The organism is Paenibacillus sp. Soil750 (assembly GCF_001428045.1).
GTDB classification, from domain to species: Bacteria; Bacillota; Bacilli; order Paenibacillales; family NBRC-103111; genus Paenibacillus_E; species Paenibacillus_E allorhizoplanae.
The window spans coordinates 90516-113403 of the sequence record NZ_LMSD01000012.1; the positions used below are offsets into that span (position 1 = coordinate 90516).

Annotated in this window: 25 protein-coding genes and 1 tRNA gene; all 26 read right to left on the reverse strand. The window is 44.0% G+C overall.

What is annotated here, in order from left to right:
• Positions 1-83 precede the first annotated feature (83 nt).
• Positions 84-1172 carry a prephenate dehydrogenase gene (locus ASL11_RS12665; protein WP_056616957.1) on the reverse strand — a complete coding sequence of 363 codons (1089 nt, stop codon included), beginning with the start codon at positions 1170-1172 and terminating at the stop codon, positions 84-86.
• Between the two features lie 27 nt (positions 1173-1199).
• A complete protein-coding gene (hisC, locus tag ASL11_RS12670) occupies positions 1200-2300 on the reverse strand; it encodes a histidinol-phosphate transaminase (RefSeq protein WP_056614305.1) in 1101 nt (366 codons plus the stop codon).
• Between the two features lie 16 nt (positions 2301-2316).
• A complete protein-coding gene (gene trpA / locus ASL11_RS12675; protein ID WP_056614309.1) occupies positions 2317-3132 on the reverse strand; it encodes a tryptophan synthase subunit alpha in 816 nt (271 codons plus the stop codon).
• Positions 3133-3135: 3 nt separating this feature from the next.
• Complete coding sequence (trpB, locus tag ASL11_RS12680; RefSeq protein ID WP_056614320.1) at positions 3136-4329, reverse strand: tryptophan synthase subunit beta; 1194 nt, start codon at positions 4327-4329, stop codon at positions 3136-3138.
• Positions 4326-5024: a phosphoribosylanthranilate isomerase gene (locus ASL11_RS12685; protein WP_056614323.1), complete on the reverse strand. Its 699-nt coding sequence runs from the start codon at positions 5022-5024 to the stop codon at positions 4326-4328. The genes trpB and ASL11_RS12685 overlap by 4 nt, the downstream gene beginning before the upstream one ends.
• Before the next feature lie 177 nt (positions 5025-5201).
• Positions 5202-5987 (reverse strand): indole-3-glycerol phosphate synthase TrpC, encoded by a 786-nt coding sequence (trpC, locus tag ASL11_RS12690; protein WP_056614327.1) that lies wholly within the window; start codon positions 5985-5987, stop codon positions 5202-5204.
• Positions 5977-7017, reverse strand: coding sequence for an anthranilate phosphoribosyltransferase (gene trpD / locus ASL11_RS12695; protein ID WP_056614330.1), 1041 nt, complete (start codon positions 7015-7017; stop codon positions 5977-5979). The genes trpC and trpD overlap by 11 nt, the downstream gene beginning before the upstream one ends.
• A gap of 21 nt (positions 7018-7038) precedes the next feature.
• Positions 7039-8586 (reverse strand): anthranilate synthase component I, encoded by a 1548-nt coding sequence (trpE, locus tag ASL11_RS12700; protein WP_056614334.1) that lies wholly within the window; start codon positions 8584-8586, stop codon positions 7039-7041.
• Positions 8587-8876: 290 nt separating this feature from the next.
• The gene (aroH, locus tag ASL11_RS12705) at positions 8877-9263 is read right to left on the reverse strand and encodes a chorismate mutase (RefSeq protein WP_056614336.1); all 387 of its coding nucleotides are present in this window, start codon (positions 9261-9263) and stop codon (positions 8877-8879) included.
• A 3-nt stretch (positions 9264-9266) separates the two neighbouring features.
• Entirely contained in the window at positions 9267-10361 is a 1095-nt protein-coding gene (aroB, locus tag ASL11_RS12710) for a 3-dehydroquinate synthase (protein WP_056614347.1), read from the reverse strand.
• Between the two features lies 1 nt (position 10362).
• Complete coding sequence (gene aroC / locus ASL11_RS12715; protein ID WP_056614350.1) at positions 10363-11526, reverse strand: chorismate synthase; 1164 nt, start codon at positions 11524-11526, stop codon at positions 10363-10365.
• Between the two features lie 265 nt (positions 11527-11791).
• Complete coding sequence (locus ASL11_RS37090) at positions 11792-11956, reverse strand: hypothetical protein (protein WP_164483568.1); 165 nt, start codon at positions 11954-11956, stop codon at positions 11792-11794.
• Between the two features lie 92 nt (positions 11957-12048).
• Positions 12049-12831 (reverse strand): CheR family methyltransferase, encoded by a 783-nt coding sequence (locus ASL11_RS12720; protein ID WP_056614352.1) that lies wholly within the window; start codon positions 12829-12831, stop codon positions 12049-12051.
• Between the two features lie 123 nt (positions 12832-12954).
• Entirely contained in the window at positions 12955-13398 is a 444-nt protein-coding gene (ndk, locus tag ASL11_RS12725; RefSeq protein ID WP_056614362.1) for a nucleoside-diphosphate kinase, read from the reverse strand.
• 78 nt (positions 13399-13476) lie between these two features.
• Positions 13477-14454, reverse strand: coding sequence for a polyprenyl synthetase family protein (locus ASL11_RS12730; RefSeq protein ID WP_056614370.1), 978 nt, complete (start codon positions 14452-14454; stop codon positions 13477-13479).
• Entirely contained in the window at positions 14451-15314 is an 864-nt protein-coding gene (locus ASL11_RS12735; protein ID WP_056614373.1) for a menaquinone biosynthetic enzyme MqnA/MqnD family protein, read from the reverse strand. Before ASL11_RS12735 ends, ASL11_RS12730 begins: the two co-directional genes overlap by 4 nt.
• The gene (locus tag ASL11_RS12740; protein ID WP_056614374.1) at positions 15295-15909 is read right to left on the reverse strand and encodes a UbiX family flavin prenyltransferase; all 615 of its coding nucleotides are present in this window, start codon (positions 15907-15909) and stop codon (positions 15295-15297) included. Before ASL11_RS12740 ends, ASL11_RS12735 begins: the two co-directional genes overlap by 20 nt.
• Entirely contained in the window at positions 15906-16781 is an 876-nt protein-coding gene (locus ASL11_RS12745; RefSeq protein WP_056614378.1) for a UbiA-like polyprenyltransferase, read from the reverse strand. The genes ASL11_RS12740 and ASL11_RS12745 overlap by 4 nt, the downstream gene beginning before the upstream one ends.
• Positions 16782-16788: 7 nt before the next feature.
• Positions 16789-17544: a demethylmenaquinone methyltransferase gene (locus ASL11_RS12750; protein WP_056614382.1), complete on the reverse strand. Its 756-nt coding sequence runs from the start codon at positions 17542-17544 to the stop codon at positions 16789-16791.
• 13 nt (positions 17545-17557) lie between these two features.
• Positions 17558-18424, reverse strand: a complete 867-nt coding sequence (locus ASL11_RS12755; RefSeq protein WP_056614384.1) for a heptaprenyl diphosphate synthase component 1 — start codon at positions 18422-18424, stop codon at positions 17558-17560.
• A gap of 99 nt (positions 18425-18523) precedes the next feature.
• Positions 18524-19057 carry a hypothetical protein gene (locus ASL11_RS12760; protein WP_056614393.1) on the reverse strand — a complete coding sequence of 178 codons (534 nt, stop codon included), beginning with the start codon at positions 19055-19057 and terminating at the stop codon, positions 18524-18526.
• A 218-nt stretch (positions 19058-19275) separates the two neighbouring features.
• Positions 19276-19524, reverse strand: a complete 249-nt coding sequence (mtrB, locus tag ASL11_RS12765; protein ID WP_056614396.1) for a trp RNA-binding attenuation protein MtrB — start codon at positions 19522-19524, stop codon at positions 19276-19278.
• A gap of 76 nt (positions 19525-19600) precedes the next feature.
• Complete coding sequence (locus tag ASL11_RS12770) at positions 19601-20530, reverse strand: phosphatase PAP2 family protein (protein ID WP_056614402.1); 930 nt, start codon at positions 20528-20530, stop codon at positions 19601-19603.
• A gap of 105 nt (positions 20531-20635) precedes the next feature.
• A tRNA-Pro gene (locus ASL11_RS12775) sits at positions 20636-20709 on the reverse strand.
• A gap of 161 nt (positions 20710-20870) precedes the next feature.
• Positions 20871-21143 carry an HU family DNA-binding protein gene (locus ASL11_RS12780; protein WP_056614405.1) on the reverse strand — a complete coding sequence of 91 codons (273 nt, stop codon included), beginning with the start codon at positions 21141-21143 and terminating at the stop codon, positions 20871-20873.
• Positions 21144-21390: 247 nt separating this feature from the next.
• The gene (gene spoIVA, locus ASL11_RS12785) at positions 21391-22869 is read right to left on the reverse strand and encodes a stage IV sporulation protein A (protein ID WP_056614411.1); all 1479 of its coding nucleotides are present in this window, start codon (positions 22867-22869) and stop codon (positions 21391-21393) included.
• Between the last annotated feature and the right edge of the window lie 19 nt (positions 22870-22888).

Here is a 22888-nt window from a genome sequence, read left to right on the forward strand (position 1 = left end):
AAAAAGAAAACAAAAGGACCTCCTTTGCGATGGCGGAAACCAACACAAAGAAAGTCCTGAACAGATAAAAAGGCATTCGAATTTTAAACATGCACCGCATATTCTTTGCCTAATAACTCCGAAGCGCGATCGGCTTCCTCTTGGTTACGGAAAGACAATCGGAGAATACCAGGAACATCTTCACGGCTTTCGATAATTTGAATATTGCTCAAATTAATTCGAGCATTTCCGAGCAGCGAGGTAATTGAGCCTATAATACCCGGGTGATCGGGTACATCCACATAAATATCAAATAAGGAAGTGAGTATACCTTTACGACGTTCCGGTAACTTGCTTCGGAATTCGCCAGCAATACGAAATTGCTCCGCAATCCCTTCCCCATCGCTATGTTCAATCAGCTGAACGAATCGTGAAATCTCATCATTCCAATCCTTGAGCAGCTTGAGTAACACTTCACGATTGTTGACGAGAATATCACGCCAGATCGTAGGTTCGCTTGAGGCAATCCGAGTAATATCTCGGAAACCGCCAGCCGCTAAGTTTTGATACAAGGGATTACTCTCGTTATAGCTTCTTACTTGATTAACAAGTGCGACTGCAATAATATGCGGCAAATGGCTAATTGCACCGACGATGTCATCATGCTCTCGAGCATCGACTTGCACGATTTGCGCTTTAGTATGACTAAGTAGATTAGTCAGACGATCCACCTCAGCCTGTGGCGTGCCCTCTGCTGGAGTCAAGACATAGAAAGCATTCTCATACAGATGCGACGAAGCTGCTTCCACCCCGTGTCGCTCAGAGCCTGCCATCGGATGACCACCGATAAAATAGTAGCCTTCCTTCAAGTGCGCTGCAGCGCTTTCTGTAATGGATGCTTTCGTACTACCCACATCCGTAATGATACAGCCTTGCTTCAAAGGCAGCTTCATCAACTTCTGAACATATTCCTCCAAATTCCCCACGGGTACGCATAGGAAGATGTAATCAGCCCCATCCACAGCTTCTGCCATATCGGTAGTTGCATGGTCAACAACATTCCGTTTCAGCAGCTTTTCGACGGAATTCGGATTGGGTGAATGGCCAACAACGGTAAAGTCTGGTTTTCCTTTGTAACATAAGGCAAGAGATCCACCGATCAGACCTACTCCGAATATTGCTATTTTCGTCATGACAAGAATCAACCTTTATCTTCTGAATTAGACTAGAACAGGAACCTCTGCAAGAACTTCCGTTAGAGCCGCAATGAATTTGGCATTTTGCTCACTTGAACCAATTGTGACACGCAGTGATGTAGGGAAACCCAACATATGACCACCACGAACGATTAACCCTCGGCGCAATAAGCCATTGAATACGTCTGCCGCTGGACGAGCTACGTCCACCATAATAAAGTTCCCATGAGCAGGAAACGAGTGCAGCCCTAGTTGTTTAAATTGTTCTTCTAAGTAGTTCAAACCAGCAGTATTCGCTTCACGACAGCTTGCGATGAAATCCTGGTCATTAATTGCTGCAAGAGCAGCAGCTTGTGCGAATCGGGTCGTATTGAAGGGCTCTCGTACTTGATTAATGGAACGAATGACATCTGGATGCCCAATACCATAACCAATACGAAGCGAAGCCAACCCATAGATTTTGGAGAAAGTACGCAAGGAGATCACATTCTTGTATTGACCGATAAGCTCAATGCTATCTGGGAACTCACCTGTGGTGTTATATTCACAATAAGCTTCATCAAGAACAACAATCGTATGCGCAGGAACTTTAGCTAAGAAAGCTTTAATTTCCGCATCTGAATTCATAGTACCCGTTGGATTATTCGGATTACAGATCCATACGATTTTCGTGCGATCAGTAATAGCCGCAGCCATAGCATCCAAATCATGTGTGCCATCTTTCAACGGAACTTCAATGGAGATTGCACCTTCGATTTCACAATTGTGTTTGTATTGTGGGAATGTGTGTGAAGCCATAACGGATTCATCACCTGGCACTAGAAAAGCACGTGCTAACATAAGGATGACTTCATCCGATCCAGCGCCGAAAATAAGTTGATTCGTCTCAACGCCTAGAGAAGCTGAAACAGCTTCTGTTAATTGTACGGCGCCTCCATCTGGATACAGACTAATATTTGCAATTTCTGCTTCAATGGCAGCCTTCACATGCGGAGATGAGCCGAATGGGTTTTCATTGGAAGCAAGCTTGATCACTTCAGTTAAGCCAAGCTCACGCTTTACTTCCTCAATAGGCTTACCTGGTTGATAAACTGGTAAATGTATAATGGTTTGTTTCGGTTTCATGAAGTCACCTCATCAATTAGTGGTTCGAACGTTTTAATTGACCTACAAAGTTACCTATTTGCTTAAGACCTTCAGGATGAGCAGCATCCTCTTGGAAATGTGGTAATGCGCTCTCGATCGTGCGGACAATCGCACTCCCTACGACAACACCATCGCACAGCTTCTCAAAGCGTTCAACCTGCTCACGCGAAGATATGCCGAAGCCCACAACAATGGGAACAGACGCGGCTTCACGAACGGTTGTAAGGAAATCTTCAATGCCGCCAAAAAATTCAGCACGCTCGCCTGTTACTCCAAGGGAAGATACACAATAAACGAATCCACGTGCATTTGAAGCAATACGTTGTACACGTTCATTCGATGTTGGTGCAACTAAAGGAATCAAATGAACGCCATATTTCTCAGCAATCCCTCTAGTCTCACTATCTTCTTCCAAAGGAAGATCTGGAATAATAATGCCACTGATTTCATTCTCCTGCATCACTTTGAAAATACGTTCCAAACCAATTTGGAGAACCGGATTATAATAGGTAAAAAGGATAAATGGCAGCTGAGACCCGCGATTCCTTGCCTGTTTAGCTACATCGATTACATCAAAGATGGAAATTTTACGCTTCAAAGCGCGCTCAGAAGAGCGTTGAATAACAGGGCCATCTGCGAGTGGATCCGAGTAAGGAACACCCAGCTCGATTAAATCCGCACCAGCGCGTTCCATTTCTAAAATCAGCTCCAAGGATGCTTCAATCGAAGGGTCACCAATTGTTAGAAAAGGGATCATTGCGGTTTCACCGCGCGCTTTGAGTTCTGCAAAACGACTGTCAATACGGTTCATCGCTTATACCCCCTCGCCAAGATAACTAATAATGGATTCCACATCTTTATCGCCGCGGCCTGACAAACTCACGATAATAATTTGGTCCTTCGTCATCGTCGGTGCTAATTTCAACGTATGTGCAATGGCATGAGCGCTCTCAAGAGCAGGTATGATACCTTCTGTGCGGCTCAACAATTGAAGAGCATCCAGTGCTTCTTGATCCGTTATTGGATAATAAGTAGCACGCTCAGCATCTTTGAGGTACGCATGTTCAGGACCAATTCCCGGGTAGTCCAAACCGGCAGAGATCGAATGCGCTGGCAACACTTGACCATACTCATCCTGAAGCAAGTAACTGAGTGACCCTTGGAATACACCTGGCGTTCCTTTGGTCATGGTTGCTGCATGCTCCTCCGTATCAACGCCGCGACCTGCTGCCTCGACACCAATCAACTTCACGGACTCATCTTGAACGAATGGATAGAAAATCCCCATCGCGTTACTGCCTCCGCCAACACAAGCAACTACTGCATCCGGCAGTCTGCCTTCTGTTTCCAAGATTTGCTCACGGGATTCATCCCCGATCACGCGTTGGAAATCACGAACCATCATCGGATATGGATGTGGCCCAGTTACGGATCCAAGAATATAGTACGTATCTTGAACGTTACTTACCCAGTAACGCAATGTTTCGTTACAAGCATCTTTCAATGTACGCGTTCCTGAAGTAACAGGAATGACTTCCGATCCTAACAATTTCATGCGAAACACATTCAATTGTTGACGTTTCGTGTCTTCTTCCCCCATGAATACTTTACATTCAAAGCCCATTAATGCTGCGACTGTCGCTGAAGCAACACCATGCTGACCAGCACCAGTTTCCGCGATTATCTTTTTCTTCCCCATACGTTTGGCAAGTACGGCCTGTCCGATGGTGTTATTAATTTTGTGTGCGCCTGTATGGTTTAAATCTTCACGTTTCAAATAAATCTTCGCTCCACCGAGTTGCTCGGTTAAGCGCTCTGCATAGTAAAGCGGAGTAGGTCTACCGGAATACTGCTTCTGCAAATAACGAACTTCCGCAATAAATTCAGGATCATCTTTATATCGCGCATAAGCTTCTTCAAGCTCATGTAAGGCATTCATCAATGTCTCGGGCACATAGCGGCCACCGAACTTGCCAAATCTACCTTGCTGATCAGGTACTTGTGTCACTTACGGGTCACCCTTTCCACAAACGCGGTTATTTTCGCAATATCTTTCACGCCATCTGTCTCCACGCCGCTCGATACATCAACGCCATCAGGAGCATAAGCATGTACTAATTGATCTACGTTATCATGTCGGAGTCCGCCAGCTACTAACAATTGAATACCAGCAGATCGAGCCCACTCTTGATAAACAGGTATACAATCCCAGGCAAAAGTTGTCCCAGAACCGCCTCCGTAAACAGGGTCAAAGGTATCTAATAAGATGGCATCTACATGCCCGATATAAGGATCTAGTTGCTCAGCTACCTTGGATAGAGAAGGTATGGAATCTTCTGTTTTGGAAATGGAAACCGATTTAAATACCTGTACACCAAATTGATCACGAACCCATCCACAGAAAGCCGGTGTTTCCTGACTATGAAGTTGCACGACATCCAGAGGAGCAGCAGCTAAAATATCAACCAACTGCTCTTTCGTTGGATTGACAAAGACGCCAACTGTAAGAGGCACAGTCTGCCCCTTCGCTTCTTCAACTTTCAAATAAGCAATCAGCTCAGCTGCCTTCTCCGGCGTGACTTGTCGCTTACTTGGTGCAAAAACAAAGCCGATATGAGCTATCGGCAAATGTACGATTGATTTTAACACTTCAACGCTTTGAAGTCCACAAATTTTTACCGTTGGAATCGTTCCTACAGTCATCAAATCCGCCTCTTTCTACCTATAAATACGAGTTCAAAAAGTCAAGTTTTCAGCACCGAGAAGATTGAAAGAAGCTAGGAAATGAGGAGCGGAGCGTAGTGGAAGCTACGTGAGCACCGGAATTTCCGGTTGAATTCAATCTTCGATGTCGAATACACTTCATGGACTACTTCGTGATCAAAAGTGGACTCCCATCAACTGATGAACTGCTTGTTCAACGACAGGTTGTCGCATGAAATGCTCTCCGATAAGTACAGCTTGTGCCCCAACTTTCTCGACATAGGCCATATCTTCAACGGTAGATATACCACTCTCGCTCACAACAGTTTTACCCTTTGGCATAAAGCTTATTAATTCTTCCGTTGTTCCTAGATCGGTTACGAAAGTTTTTAAATTCCGATTATTTACACCTATCAGTTGGGTATCCAGCTCAAGTGCACGCTCCAACTCTTCACGATCATGCACCTCAACCAGTGCATCTAGGCCAAGATCCTTCGCTAGGGTCAAATATTGCTTCATCTGTTCTGTTGTCAAAATCGCTGCGATAAGCAGAATGGCATCTGCTCCCAGAAGTCTTGCTTCATAGATTTGCTTAGGATCAATGGTGAAATCTTTGCGTAACAACGGAACGTTCACCGCTTTACGCACAGCCTCCAAATAATCATTGCTTCCTTGGAAATACGAAACATCGGTCAATACCGAAATACAATCGGCACCTGCACGCTCATAAGCTTGGGCCAATCCAACCGGTTCGAAATCTGCGCGGATCAATCCTTTGGAAGGCGAAGCTTTCTTCACTTCTGCGATAAGTCCCATGGAACGATTTTTCCCAAGCGTCAATGCCCGCTCAAAGCCTAAACAAGGAGGAAGCTGAGAAATTAACTTTTCAGCCTCCGCGATCGAAAATCCGCTCATCGCCTCTACTTCCACGCGTTTTGTAGCTACAATTTTATCAAGAAACATGGCATAGTTCTCCTGTGTATTGGATTAAATCTTGCAATTTCTGCTCCGCGCGTCCCGAATCAATGACTTCTGCAGCTAATTTCACGCCCTGTTGAAGAGTGCCTACATGACCCGTTACATAGAAGCATGCCGCAGCATTCGCTAGCACAATGTCCCGATATGGTCCTTTCTCACCTGCAAAAATATGACGAATAATTTCTGCGTTCAGGGCAGCATCTCCACCCGCTACATCTTTGATACTATGTGCACGAAGACCTAAATCGTCCGGTGTAATGGTGTAGGTCGTAATTAGATCTGACTTCAGCTCAGAAACTTTCGTGGGTGCAGAGATACTGAATTCGTCCAACCCATCCTCACTGGCAACAACCATCGCACGTTTCAAGCCTAGTGCTTGTAGCGATTGCGCTAACATCTCTGTCTTGGTTCTATCGAAAACGCCAAGGACTTGACGATCTGCGCCCGCAGGATTGGTTAACGGTCCAAGCAAATTAAAAACCGTTCTGAATCCAAGTTCTTTACGAGGTGCTGCAACATGCTTCATCGATTGATGATAGGCCTGTGCGAACATAAAACAAATGCCAGTACGTTCAAGACATTTCGCTGCTTGTTCTCCGCTCAGTGTAATCTTAACGCCAAGCGCTTCTAGAACATCCGCACTACCACTTTTACTCGACATCGCTCTATTGCCATGCTTCGCTACTCGGATCCCGCCTGCTGATGCTACAATGGCAGCTGTCGTTGAGATATTGAACGTGTCAGCACCATCTCCACCTGTTCCACACGTATCAAGCAGGTCACTTTGGTGTACGTTCACTTGCACAGCTTTGCTTCGCATCGTCTCCGCAAACCCCGTAATCTCTTCAAATGTTTCCCCTTTGATACGAAGCGCCGTCAACAAACTGCCTATTTGTGCAGGTGAAGCAGCTCCATCCATAATCTCAGACATGACACTACGTGCTTCTTCCCGGGATAAATGATTGCCACTAATTACTTTACCAAGCGCTTGTTGTATCGAAATTGTTCCACTCATGTTCTTCCATGCCCCTTCCTTCTATGAGTTAACGAAATAGTCTTTGTTAATATCGCTAACAGGTCTAGGCTCAGGACTGAACATGGCTTCTGCCATACGAATTGATTTCAGCAAAGCCGTCGCTTTGTTCACGGTTTCTTGATATTCACTCTCAGGTACAGAATCCCAAACGATTCCTGCTCCTGCTTGCACATAGGCTTTGCCTTTTTTGAATACAATCGTCCGGATCGTAATACAAGTGTCCAAATTCCCGGAAAAACCTAGATAACCAATCGCACCTGCGTAAGAACCGCGAGACTCAGGTTCCAGTTCAGCAATAATTCCCATCGCTCTCAGCTTCGGTGCTCCAGACACCGTGCCTGCAGGCATACAGGAAAGGAAAGCATCAAAGAAATCCTTATCTTTGGCAATCTTGCCAGACACATTGGAAACGATATGCATCACGTGTGAATAGCGTTCAATGTCCATGAAGGTATCACATTTGACCGTACCGAATTCGGAGACACGCCCGATATCATTTCGACCTAAATCAACCAACATCAAATGCTCTGCACGTTCTTTCTCGTCGGCAAGCAGCTCCAACTCAAGTGCGTGATCTTCCTCTGGGGTTTTCCCTCTAGGTCTTGTTCCAGCAATCGGCCGCGTTTCTACTTTTTCTTCCTCTACCCGTACTAGCAACTCAGGAGACGTTCCAACGATAACCTCATCGTCCATTTTCAGCACATACATATACGGAGATGGATTCATTGTACGAAGCACGCGATATACCTGTAAGGGAGAAACCGTTGTTTCCATTTCAAAACGTTGGGAGAGCACGACTTGGAAAATATCGCCGGCACGAATGTATTCCTTTGCTTTATTCACATTGGCAATGAATTTATCTTTCGTAATATTGGAGCGAATTTCGCCCAAATCTGGTTCTGACACGATCGGGTTGTGCGTCATGGTATCGGAACTAAGAGGCCGTTTAATTTTTTCAATTGTCGCATCGATTTTCTCACAAGTTGCTTGATACGCCTTCGCAATATCCGCATCCGTTGCGAACTGGGGAACATGTAGGTTTGCAATCACTTTGATCTGTTGTTTGAAATGATCAAATACGATGACCTGATCGCAAAACATAAACTGAATATCATTCATTTGTAAGTCATCAATCTGATGAGCCGGTAGTTTCTCATAGTATTGCAATAAGTCATATCCGAAGAATCCAACCGCACCACCCGTAAAGCGTGGAAGATCTGCAAGCTGAGGGCTGGAGTAGGAACGAAGATAAGCCTTCAACACTTCGATCGGTTTCTCATCCGTGATTTTTTTCTCGGACCCCGTTTCGACCGTTGTTTTTCCATGCTTCGCCGTGATCATCAAGAATGGATCGCTGCCTAAGAAGGAATAACGTGCCCATTTCACTCCTCCCTCTACACTTTCTAAAAGGAAGGCACGAGGCTCTTGATATAAATGTTGAAATACACGTATTGGCGTCTCGGTATCAGCTAGTAAATGACGCACCACTGGGATAAGATTATAATCTTTGGACAAACGAATGACTTCTTGCAATTCAGGTGTATACATGGAAACATCCCCTCTCAGCTTGTGAGCTGCTCGCGGTCTGCGGCGCTCAAAACTCTATTCGAATACAAAAAAACCTCTACCAGGGGTAGAGGTTGACTTTAGTTTCAGTAGACGATCAGGATGAATGTGAAAAAAAGAAAATGAGAGCTGGGTATGAACAAATAGACGATCCCCCTCTGGGAACGATCCAATGGTCATATAGCTACTTTACTTTTTCTCATCTCAACTCGGCTCTGCTCTACTCGACTAAACTCTGCTCTACTAACCTAAACTCATCTAATTTCACTATACTACCGGGTAGCTTCATTTGTCAATTTAACAATATCAGGACGAAGTGCTTTAGCTTCTTTCAAGTACACATGATTGATCTCTGCTTGTGTTTTAGTCGTGTTGACCTGAACCATCAAGCGAATACATTTGGGTAATGCATTCTCAACTGGAACTTCCAGCGAACACATCAATGGAACAAGCTCCCAGCCAATTAGTGTACGAATTGCTCTTGCTGGAAATGTTGCCGTAATATCTTCCGTTACTGTAATGAAAACCGATCCAATATCCTCTGGAAGGAAATCATTCGCTTCTACAATTGCTTGAAGAAGCTCACTCGTTGCAGCAAGAATTTCTTCTGCATCATTCTGTTGAACTGTTGTCGCGCCACGAATTCCCCTTAAGTACATCGGTTATTTCTCCCCTTTTAGAAGGTCAACAATTTCTCTCACTTGCTGTGAAGTAACATCCTTACGGATCTCGACTTTACCAATTTCAGTCGGGATGATATACACCATCGTACCTTCTTTGAATTTCTTATCATGCATCATAGCACTCATAATACGATCTGTATCCAAATGTGACGGGATGCTCACCGGCAATCCGTATTTCACAAATAAACCTCTAGTCACCGTATGTATGTCCTCGCTATAGCCAAACTGCTGTGCAAGCTTTGCCGCACCGACCATCCCAATAGCTATGGCCTCACCATGTAACAGCTCACCATAGCCCGCTACGGCCTCTAATGCGTGACCGATCGTATGTCCGAGGTTTAATATCGCCCTGAGATCATTCTCGCGTTCGTCCTGAGATACGACGATAGCTTTCACTTGACAACCTATGTAAAGCGCATAACTTAGCGCTTCTGGATCTAATCCTAACAGCTTGTCTGCGTTTTCATCGCACCACTGAGTGAAAGCGGAATCCCAGATCAAGCCATGCTTGATCACTTCCGACAGGCCTGCCTTCACTTCACGCTCAGGCAAAGTCAACAGCAAGTCGATGTCGAAGAGGACTAGCTCCGGCTGGTGGAACGCCCCGATGATGTTTTTCGCCATCGGGTGATTGACCGCTACCTTGCCGCCGACAGAACTGTCGTGGGCAAGGATGGTCGTCGGGATCTGCACGAAGCGGATCCCGCGCATGAAGCTCGCCGCAGCGAAGCCGGCGAGATCACCGACCACGCCTCCTCCGAGGGCTATGATCGCAGAATTGCGATCAAGGCCCGCCTGGAGGGCGGCGGTTACGATTCCCTCGAGCTGCGCGAGGGATTTGGACGTTTCGCCTGCGGGCACGACGCAGGCTGTCGCGGCGAAGCCGCCGTCACGGAGCAGCGTCAGGACGCGCTCCAAGTGCAAGGCCGCCACCGACTCGTCGGTGACGATAAGCAGTGGTGACTTGCGGCTAAGCTTCGCGCGATCGAACAGTGTCGAGATATTGGTAAGAATGCCTTGGCCAATATATATGGGATAAGACCGTTCTCCAAGCTCTACGGTAAGTTCTCTCATCTTAGTAGTTCTCCACTTGCTTAAGGAAATTAGCTAAATTCGTGCGGATTTCTTCGATAGAGTCTCCGCCGAATTTATCTAAGAAAGCATTGGCCACTTCCCAAGCGATGACATTCTCCATGATCACGCCTGCTGCTGGCACTGCACACGTATCGGAACGCTCCACTTGTGCTGTAAATACTTCTTTCGTATCGATATCTACGCTTTGCAAAGGTTTGTACAAAGTCGAAATTGGCTTCATTACCCCACGAACGATGATTTGCTCGCCTGTTGTCATTCCGCCTTCAAATCCACCTGCACGATTCGTTCTGCGTCTAAAGCCAGTTTCTTGCGTATAAAGGATTTCATCATGCACGTTCGAGCCTCTGCGCTCTGCAGCTTCGAAACCGATTCCGAATTCCACACCCTTGAAGGCTTGAATGGAAAGCACAGCTTGTGCAATTTTACCATCCAATTTGCGATCCCACTGTACGTGACTTCCAAGTCCAACAGGTACACCTTCGATAATCACTTCCACGATACCACCTAATGTATCGCCATCTTCTTTAGCAGCATCGATAGCTGCGATCATTTTCGCTTCTGCTTCTTTATCAACAACACGTACTGGTGATTCTTCTGTAATACGAATAAGTTCATCAATAGGAAGCTCTTGACGCTCTACTTCAACATCGCCGATGCGGATAACTTGTCCAGCAACTTTGATCCCGAACTCTGCTAGCAATTGACGAGCAACAGCCCCAGTGGCTACACGCATCGTTGTTTCACGAGCACTTGATCTTTCCAAAATATTACGCAAATCTTTTTGATTATATTTGAGGCCACCGTTTAAATCGGCATGTCCAGGACGAGGACGGTTCACACGGCGTTTGCCTTCGTTATCTTCTTCAACGGGTTCAATCCCCATAACGGAAGTCCAATGTTTCCAGTCATTATTCACGACTACTAATGCGATTGGCGCACCTGTTGTTTTACCATGACGCACGCCACCTGCAATGGTAGCTGTATCTTTCTCAATTTGCATCCGACGACCACGACCATAGCCTTTTTGACGTCTATGTAATTGATGGTTTAAATCTTCAAAGTTAAGGTTTACATTACTTGGAAACCCTTCAATAATCGCAGTGAGCTGCGGGCCATGCGTTTCACCTGCTGTTAAATATCTCACAATCCGTTACCCCCTAAGAATTTTACGAAGAACATGGAACTCCGTATATAAACATAATAGTATGGAAAAACCGAGCCTGCTTACTCCATGTGCCACGAAAAAAAGCTGCAGCACCAAGCACTTTAGCGCTTTGACGCGCGATTATCTGTTGTCATTATAGTATAGCTACTCAGGTTTGGCAACAACACAAATGCAAAAACACGCTTCACAGGTCAGGGACAAACCCTTCCGCGTAAGCGTGTCATCATCTAGGCAAGAACTAGTATTAGCCGTGCATAGGTTGCTTCTGGACGACCCTCGGAGGCTCACAAAGCTGAGGATCATTCATAAGACCCGTAATTTGTGAGGAATCAACTCCTAAAATTTGAGCACATTCTTGAATGGAAATCATTCCTCTGCGATAAGCGGTAATCACCTTGCGTTTGTCCATGATAGCCCCCTAAGCGTGTATGCATTGTTCAAAGCTTGGTGTCTCCTTCACTTTGAACTGCTACATCTTAGTATTGGAAAATAAGGAAGTTCTTATACTCCTTTTTTCCGATAAAAGAACGTTTCAGCCGCTTCCAGATCATATTGACCAGGAGAAAAAATCTGTTCTGTCGAGCCAACGAAAAGCAGACCGCCTGGTTTAAGGGCTTTGGCAAACTTCTGGTACAGCACATGCTTCGCTTCTTCTGTGAAATAAATGATGACATTACGGCACACGATCAGATCGTAACCGCTATCAAATGTATCAACAAGCAAATTTTGTTTCTGAAATCGAACTGACTTTTTGAGTTCATCCGAAACATGAAACATTAAGCCATCTTGTTTAAAATATTTCTTCACATAATTAGCTGGTACATCACGCACGGAACGATCTAAGTACATCCCTTTACGTGCTTTCTCCAAAGCACCATCGTCAATATCTGTTGCATGTAGGCTCGTCTCAGCCAATGCCCCTTGCTCAGCTAAAATCATGGCTAGCGTGTACGGTTCTTCACCTGTAGAGCAGGCTGCACTCCAGATCTTCAACCGGCGATTCCGCTTCAGCATCTCAGGTATAAACTTCTGTTCTACAAGCTCCCAACGATTCGGGTTTCTCCAAAATTCAGAAACATTGATCGTCATCCGATCCAAAAACTCATAGAATAGTTCCTTGTCCTTCATCATCGCTTCAAAAAAAGAAATAAACGTATTGTAACCTCGCTTCATTCGCAAGGTAGTTAATCGTCTCTTCATTTGCGCTTCCTTATACAACGCAAGATCAATGGACGTGTGTTCCTTTATTTTTTTAATAAACAACAAAAAATCTTGATCCTCCATGCTGTCCACCCACCTTGATCATTATGTACCTTGATACATTCTGTGTGGATTTACCAAATTCCTTCATTAAAAAACAAAAAGAACCTGTGTCGTATCCGATAACAGATTCTTTGCGATGGAAGATTAGATCCATTCTTGTATGTTTTTTGAATATGTAAAAATTTCGTTTGGCTGAAAAAAATTATTAATTTCACGCTCAGCACTTTCTGGTGAATCTGACCCATGAATCAGGTTAAGATTCGTATGTACAGCATAATCACCGCGAATGGTTCCAGGTGCGGCTTCCAATGAATTCGTTTTGCCAATCATGGTTCGCGACAATGTGATAACTTGATCACCATGCCATACCATGGCAAAAACAGGTCCTGATGTAATGAAATTCACAAGTCTATCGAAAAAATCTTTTCCTTTATGCTCTGCATAATGGATCTCGGCTTGTTCTCGGGAAATAACCGTCAACTTGCTGCCAATCAATTGGAAACCTTTCTGTTCAAACCGTTTTACAATCTCGCCGACAAGCCCCCGTTGTACACCATCTGGTTTAACCATGAGAAATGTTTTTTCCATTGAAAGACTACCTCCTAAAAGTTATCGCCAGAAAACTGACTTCGTAAGCATTGGCTTACGTTTTCGTCAGAAAACTGGTTAATACGATCGATTCCCGATAAAATGAGCGATTTCGATGAGATCTTTCTTCGCTTGGTTATCCGGCAATGTGTCTAATGACGAAATCGCCTTATCGATATATACCTGGGAAAGTCGATCGGCTTCCTTAATGCCAGCACTGCCTCGAATCATTTCTAAGAATCGACTTACATCCGTTTGTCCATCCAGTTTATGTATTCGATCAAGTTCTGTCAATATCATTGGCTTTAAAGCTGGATCTTGCAGGGTCAAGATCACCGGCAACGTAATATTCCCTTGCTTGACGTCACTTCCAGGTGGTTTCCCGATCTGTTTTTCGGTGCCTGTTAAATCCAGAATATCATCCCTGATTTGGAAGGCCATACCTACATTATAACCAAAATTATACAACTTAGTGCTTAACCAGTCAGGAGCGCCTGAAGCCATCGCCCCCAATTGACAAGAGATTGCTATTAATAACGCAGTTTTGCGTCGAATGCGAAGTAAATAGTCACGTATGGTTTGCTCGGAATGAAAGAAAAAACGAATTTGCTCCATTTCTCCAATGGACATTTCAACAATTGCTTTTGACATGATCTGGTGAATTCTCGGATCCGGAATCTGAGTAATCACACCTAGCGCTCTTGCAAAAATATAATCCCCTGTAAACATCGCAATGCGATTATCCCATTTGGAACGAACCGTCAATTGACCACGTCGTGTGTTCGCATCGTCAATAACATCATCATGCACAAGAGAAGCCATGTGAATAAGCTCTAATGGCACTGCTACGTTTTTCATCGTTTGGAGTTCATAATGACCAAATTCACCAGAAAGAAGAACGAAAACGGGTCTAATCCGTTTCCCTCCCGCTTTAAGTAGGTGGATCGAAGTTTCTCTTAACAAAGAGTGATCGTTATTCACACTCTCTTCCAGCTCTTTCTCTATCGCTGAAATATCTTTTCTTTTCCTTGCATATATATCCAACAAATTTTTCATTCGGTCACCCGTGCCACTTTAGTTTCTTCCCAAATGCCAATCTGAACTGGCTTCGGTAAGAAACCAAGTTCGAAACAGTACTGATAGTACGAATGAAGTCCATCCCACTGCTCAGCCGCGAAATCATAACACAATGTATGAAAATAATGATGCCAATAGTCGGAAGTGCCACCAACAGTAGCTTGTGCCTCTTCAATCATATACTTTGGCTCCCGATGAGCCTTTTCCTTACTTGCCTTAAATGCTTCAAAAATAGTAGTTACAAGCTCTGGATAGGCACGAATCGTTTCTTTACGGATCGCCCAGACAGCGAACGTCATCCATTTCCCCGTCCATTTGGCCCATTCTTGACCGAGGTCCGTAATCATGTACTTTTGATTCCGCCAGCTTTCCTTAATGGCGTCATCCCCAATGAGAAGAGCAGCATCTGCTCCCTCCATCATTTGGTCTAGATTTGGCTTCGCATATTCGTACGTCGGTTTACCATTATAAAATTTTTCTAGAATAATTTTAAGTAAATTTACAGATGTCGCAGACGTCGTAGGCAGAATGATTTTCCCGTTCACGATTTCTCGTAATGGTTTGTCATGGAAAAGAAGAATCGAGTTGACTTCGCCATAGGAGCTAACGGATAGATCCGGGAAAAGCATATAATCCTCAAAAAATTGACCGTATGAAAAAGAAGAAATGGGTCCCATATCAATTTGGCCTTCAGCCATAGCTTTATTAAGAGATGTGGGTACCTGTTCAATAATATCGACTTCTGAACTATTCATCAGCTCAGGGAAATAATAATAGATCGGCCACACGTTTGTATAGTTGATTCGACCTATTCGGATTTTAGGGTCTAGGTTGCTCATCAATATCTCCCCATCTACGGTACAAGGAATGATCAATCTCCATGCTATCCATCACTTTACCTACCAAAAAGTCAACCATCTCATCGATTGAGCGCGGACGATTATAGAAGGCTGGCATAGCCGGTATCATTCGCACACCCATTCTTGTTAGGGTAAGCATATTTTCTAAATGTATAGCATGCAAAGGTGTTTCCCTTGGCACCAGAATTAATTTTCTTCCTTCTTTTAGCATGACGTCCGCGGTACGCTCAAGCAAGTTATCAGATGAACCATGCGCAATGCCAGATAGTGTTCCCATCGAGCACGGAATCACAACCATCCCTCTGGTTCGAAAAGAACCACTTGCCACGGTCGCACCAATATTCGCTACGGGATGATATTCATACGAACCTGCTCGTCCACCGAAGTGCTTCTCAAGCACCTCTTGACGTTTTGTTGCACTCCAGTCATGTTCATCCTGCAGCACACGCCAACCTGCATCTGTAATTATAAGATGCACATCTAACCCAAGATCCAACAATACTTCACATAATCGTACGCCGTAGATGGCTCCACTCGCACCCGAAATTCCAACAACCCAGTTCCCGCTGCTCATGAGTGCTTACTCACTAGGACATCAAGCAATGTGAAAGTAAACATGACTAAACTCAATACGCCATTCATCGTGAAGAAAGCCGTGTTTAATTTGGACAAATCCTGCGGTGTAACGAGCCTATGTTCTTTAAACAACAATATATAAGCAATAACTAGCCCCACCAAATACAACCAACTCAGATGTGTGATGAAAAATAAGGAGACTAAACCGATTGCGGTTAAGACATGCAGTACTCGTGCTGTTAGTAGTGCTGCTTTAATGCCAAAGCGACTTGGCAATGAGTGCAACCCTTCTTTGCGATCAAACTCGGCATCCTGGCAAGCATAAATGAGATCGAAACCTGCACTCCAGCAAGCAACCGTAAGGAAAAAGATGATCGATGACCAAGTAAATTGACCAGTAACCGCAATCCAACCGCCAAGAGGAGCAAGTCCCAACGTCAAGCCCAGTACGAAATGGCATGTCCAAGTAAACCTTTTGGTATAGGAATAAATCACAAGAAAGAACACTGCAATGGGTAGAAGCTTCATGGACAATGCACTTAAGTGATAGGTTGCCCAAAAAAGAACTGCAAACGAGATGATGATATAGAGAATAACTTGCGGTATTGAAATGAGTCCAGCAGGAATTGCTCGATTCTCAGTTCTTGGATTACGTTTGTCAATGGCTTGGTCAATTACACGATTCAATGCCATCGCGGCAGTGCGTGCCCCCACCATAGCTAAGGTGATCCAACCGATTTGTGCCCAGCTAGGCAAATGTCCCTGCCATACAACGGAACCAAGAATAGCCCCCATGAAGGCAAATGGCAAAGCAAACACACTGTGTTCGAATTTAATCATTTCGAGAAAAATCTTTAATTTAGTAAACATATGTGAATTACACTCCTGATTTCTTATTACCTTTTGTCCCTACATGTAGCGCCGCCACACCACCAAAGAGTGGATGGGCCTGTACGTGATCTAAACCATTCTTCGAGAAGATGGCCGCGAGTTGCTTATGATCTGGAAACGAAATTAATGATTCCGGTAACCACTTATATTGCTCATATTTCTTAACAATCAATTTGCCGAGGAACGGCATGATATGTCGGAAATATACATAATAGATAGACTTAAATGGCTGCCATGTTGGCTTGGATAGCTCTAAAGACACAACTAGCCCTCCGGGCTTAACGACACGTTGCATTTCTCGAATGACTTGTTCAAGATCGGGAACATTACGCAAGGCAAACCCGATTGTAGCAAAGTCAAACGTATTGTCGTCAAACGGAAGACTCATCGCATTTCCTTGAATTAACTCGACCTGCTGATCTAAGTGCTGTTGTTTTATTTTCTCGGCACCAATATCCAACATATTTTGGCTGAAATCCAATCCAACCATTTTCCCTGTTTTACTAGCTTGAGCAAGACTAATGGTCCAGTCACAAGTTCCACAACATAAATCTATGGCTGTAGCCCCAGGCTGTACATTCATCTTCTTCATTGCAAATTTACGCCATGCTTTGTGACGATTAAAACTAATGATATTGTTCATCAAGTCATATTTAGGTGCGATGCTTTCAAAAACACCATGTACAAATTCTTCTTTACTTTTCGCTTTTTTATTTTCATTACTCGTATTGCTTACACTCATTTCCCAGGTCCCCTTAAATTTCTTCTAACACTTTAGGATGCTCCCCAGCAAATCGTAAAAAGGGCTCTCCCATGTGAAAGAGTTCACTTTGTAGCCTATCCGATTCAAGCTTCTTTACAAAGTCCTGCAATTGCTTCGTTTGAATGTTCAGCAATTGATACAACTGTGAAGATATATTGTATTTATGTAGAAGTGTACGAACCTTCGTTGTATCAACCTCTTCACCTTGTAATTGCTTCCGCTCTTCTCGTGTGCCGTTCTGGTTAATATGCCAATAACCCCAACTGCCCCTGAACTTAGAAATGGTTTCAATCCGGAAAATTTCTGTGAACAACAGCTCACATCTCACAAAGCCTCTCAGAATTTCAGGCCATGCTTGTTTGTTCGCACCATTCATAACTTCTGAAAAAGACAAAAAAAGCTGAGATTTAATTTCCACCGTGAGGTGAATGTAATCTTCTGCCGTCATTTTCAGCTGTTTCATTTTCGTGTAGCTGCTCATCTTTAACCGATTGACTTCACAGATCGCATTCGAAAGTTGCTTAATCATATCGATCTGCCCTGTTTTAGCAAGTAGATGATAAAATCTCGCACTAAAGTAATCTCCTGCAAGCACTTTTAACTGCCTCGATCTTGATGCTTTCTTCTCCTTGACTTCATTGGACACTGTCACAAGATCATGAGTATCGAGTCCTAGCTGCACAAGTGCTGTTGCTAAAGTAAATAATTCACTTAATGAGCTTAGTTTGTTATTTTCATTCAAGAATGCAAACAACAGACGTGTGCGCAACTCGGGAAAATCGGGCAAGTCTGTGTGAATTTGGATCATATCATACTGCGTGTACTGTTTAGCGATCTCAGGGATCCGATAAGAATTCATGCAAAAGCCTCCGTAACCGTATGCCAAATATCATTTAATGAAACTGGATGTCTCAATCCAAATTATTATAGCATAACACGTTAATAGAAGCACAATAAATTATAGTGGATACTTTTGTTGCCATTTGGAGGTATACGTGATGCGAAATCGGTTCTGAAGCTCTTGCTCCAATTGAATTAAACTAAGCTCTGACGGCTTCTTCTCCATATCTTCGCTAAATTCACGTTGAGCAACCATAGCCAAGACAAGCTGAGTTGAGGTTGTATCGGCCGAGCCGGAATAGTCAATAATACGTACCCACACCTGATCGACATTTTTGGTTTTAACTAGCATGGTCTGTGCAATTGTATACAAATCACGATAAACCGCAATCGTCTCCGCATTTTTGGGTAAACTTAAATCGAGTGACAACCGCGACGTACTTAGTTCTACTTTCCGTATTCGAAGCTGCAGTGGAATTTGAACTAGAAGATCTGCCAAGTTATTTTCGGTGAGCTGTCCCCCTCTATTATTGGACCACGTGTAGGCAGATCCTAAGCCTGAAGAAAGATCCAGCTTTGGTAACATGGATAGACTAATCGCAACAACAACCGAAATCCCTAATGTGATCACAATACGCATTGACCATTTCACAATCTACACCCCCTAAGCATATGCAGGAGCCAAATAACCGACAGGTTATCCAAATAAACAAGTCCTATACACCATTGTACATAGAAAAAAAGCAGGCTATGCCTGCTTTTCTCAAATATATGTATGCAATTGTTACACACGATAACATGGATGTAATTCATGACAAACACTTCGCCCCGTTCAAGATGGACGTTGTAGCCGTTTATTGGGATACGCTTTTATTCTTCTGTATCGATCGTGCCAAACTTGGTCATAATCAAAGCTTTGCCTCTTACTTTAACCGCGGATGTATGCTCAGTGAACTGAGCAATCATAACCTCACCCTTGTCTAGCTTCTCTGTATGATGAAAACGTGTGTCTTGTCCACGTGTTAATCCAATCACATGAACCCCATTATCTTTCGCTTTAATCACGAAATACTCGTTACCGTTCGAATTTGACTGATCTGATTTATTCGATTGTTCCATATCCATCCTCCGTTCTTCCCTAACCTTCATACCTTACCTAATGATGCCAAAAAAAGTAACCGGAAGTCAACATGTACTAGATAGTTAATTCAGAAGGGGCTGATGTTGTTGCGCGTTTCCGATAAAATTGTTTGAACTTCGCTGGCAATGCATGCGTGGATCCTACGCGAATAAGAAAATCCGTCAATTTAACGGTTCCATAGGCAAATAACATGCCTGCGATCACATCGATCAGCCAATGAATTTGTAAATACAGCGTCGAAAATATAATAGCCGAACAATACGTGACCATCATATATTTGAAGATACGATCCTTCTCCCGAAGTGCAAGTAGCAGCATGGCAAACGAAATGGACGTATGCATACTAGGAAAGCAATTCATAACTGCTACTAATAAGGAGTTTTCATCTGCAAACACACGATGAAGTAAATCAGGCTGCTTATTTACATACCATACTTCATGAAGCAGGATCAAATTATAAAAAGGCAAGATAAGCGGAAATTGCAGCATATGCCCTGAAAGCGCGTATGACAACATTTTCTTAATACTACGTGTCCAGAAACTGCGAACAATACAGATCCAAAGCGAAAGCACAAAGCCATAGTTATACACCCATACCATAGCTCTATCCAAAAATGGTGTTGAGATCCACCTTGCCCAACCTCCCGAATTCAACGGGATTGCGTTCATATAGCTATCCCAGCGCCAGGGGTGGCGATTATTTTCAAACATCCAGTTTGCAATTTTCCACCAAAATCCATTGCCTGTCCCATAAAAATAATAAAAAACACCTAATAGGGGAATGCCGAATAGAAAAAAGCGTTTCCAATCTACATCGATCTGATCCTTCCGCACGCCTAATAAACAGATACACAGTAATATCCAACATTCTGTACTCCAGTTGCCCACCGTACCAATTCGCCAAATCAAGAAAATAGAAGCAATTATTCCGAACATTGTCCAATCCAGTGACTTAATCAGCTCATTCAACTTCAATTTAGTCAACCCTGTACCCCCTACGTAATCCAAGAGATTCAATCCTATGAATGTTAACTCGCTTCGTTTCTTGGCATTAGAAAAAGACATCGAACACCGATGTCTCTGTCATAATCGGAGTAACACGATTCGAACGTGCGACCTCACCCACCCCAAGGGTGCGCGCTACCAGGCTGCGCCATACCCCGTTACGTTTACAGCCAAAAATAACGCATTCACTTTTGTTAGTATAGTAGGAGAATATTAAATTGTAAAGCCATTTTCAGGCAAAACAAATAAAGCCGTTACCCGCATTTAGCGGCCACGGCTTTATAATTATGTAACGTTCAATCCTATGTATAAATACAAATTATTGAATGCCATCTTTAAGTGCTTTACCAGGTTTGAAAGCTGGGATTTTGCTTGCTGGGATATCAATTTCTCCACCAGTCTGTGGATTGCGTCCTTTACGAGCAGAACGTTCACGAACTTCGAAGTTACCAAATCCAACCAATTGCACTTTATCTCCACCTTGCAATGCTTCAGAAATTGCATCAAAAACAGCATCTACTGCTTTCGTTGCGTCTTTCTTGGAAAGCTCAGATGTTTCCGCAACTTTGTTGATCAATTCAGATTTATTCATGCCATTCACCTCCCCCCAAAATTTCTCACTACCGTTACTTCCTGTTTTCACCGTTTTCCTAGAAATTATACATAAACTTCTGAAAAATCGTTGATTTTCTAAGCAAAATGAACTTTGAAAGCAGACGAATAAATTCATAGTAATACACTCAGGGAGCAATTTCAAGTATCTATTTCCATTTTATGTGGGTCTTTCCGCTATTAAACGACAAAAAACACCCTTTCGAGTGTTTTTTGTCCACATTTTCTTACAATATAATGGCGATTAAGCCTCCAGAGCCTTCGTTAATAATACGTCCAAGCGTTTCTTGAAGTTTGTATCTCGCATTGTCTGGCATTTGGGCAAGCTTGCCTTGTATGCCTTCTCGCACAATCGAATGCAGTGATCTTCCGAAAATATCGGACTCCCAAATCTTGAGCGGATTATCCTCAAAATCCTGCATGAGATAACGTACAAGCTCTTCACTTTGCTTTTCAGTTCCGATGATTGGTGAGAATTCGGATTCTACATCCACTCGAATCATATGAATCGAAGGCGCAGTTGCTCTTAGACGTACGCCGAATCTGGAGCCTTGACGGATTAACTCAGGCTCATCTAATGCCATCTCAGCAAGTGTAGGAGGCGCTATCCCATACCCGGTTGTTTTGACCATCTCAAGAGCCTCAGCGAATTGATCATATTCCCTCTTCGCATGTGTGAAGTCCTGCATAAGCTGGAGAAGATGATCCTTTCCGCGAATCTCAACACCAACGACCTCGACGAGAATACGATCATAGAGTTCATCAGGTGCAAAGAGATCAATCTCTGCCACACCCTGCCCCATATTCAGCCCTGCTAATGCAGCCTTATCGATAAACTCATATTCAGCAAATTGGCTGACAACTCGATCAACATCGCGTAAGCGTCTGATATCCTGTACCGTATCGCGAACGGATGCTTCGAACTGTGTCCGCAGCCAATGATTCTCATCTAGAACCATTACCCAGCTAGGCAAGTTCACATTCACTTCATGAACCGGGAACTCATACAGGACTTCACGAAGCACGGAGACCATTTCTTCTTCTCCAGCGCTAGCTACACTCATTGTTACAACTGGAACATCATAGCGGCTTTGCAGCTCGCTACGCAGCTCAAGTGCAGGCTCACTGTTTGGCTTCTGAGAGTTTATGATCACAATGAACGGCTTCCCGACCTCTTTGAGTTCATTAATAACTCTTTCCTCTGCCAATACATAGGAAGACCGCGGGATATCCGAGATCGTGCCATCTGTCGTAACCACAACACCCAGTGTGGAGTGCTCTTGAATGACTTTCCGTGTTCCGATCTCAGCCGCTTCTTGAAAAGGAATCGGCTCATCGAACCATGGTGTATTGATCATCCGAGGTCCGTTCTCGTCTTCATAGCCTTTGGCGCCATCGACTGCATACCCGACACAATCAACAAGGCGGACATTGACGTTCAGTCCTTCAGCCACAGAAATTTGAACCGCCGTATTCGGTACGAATTTCGGCTCCGTTGTCATAATCGTGCGGCCAGCAGCGCTCTGCGGGAGTTCATCGGTAGCCCGGATCCTATCCGCTTCGCTTTGAATGTTCGGCAGCACTACAGATTCCACAAAACGCTTTATAAAGGTTGATTTCCCTGTCCGGACTGCTCCGACAACCCCCAGGTAAATGTCCCCTCCCGTTCGTTCTGCAATGTCCTTAAAGATATCCACTTTCTCCAAGAGAATCCCTCCTACAGTT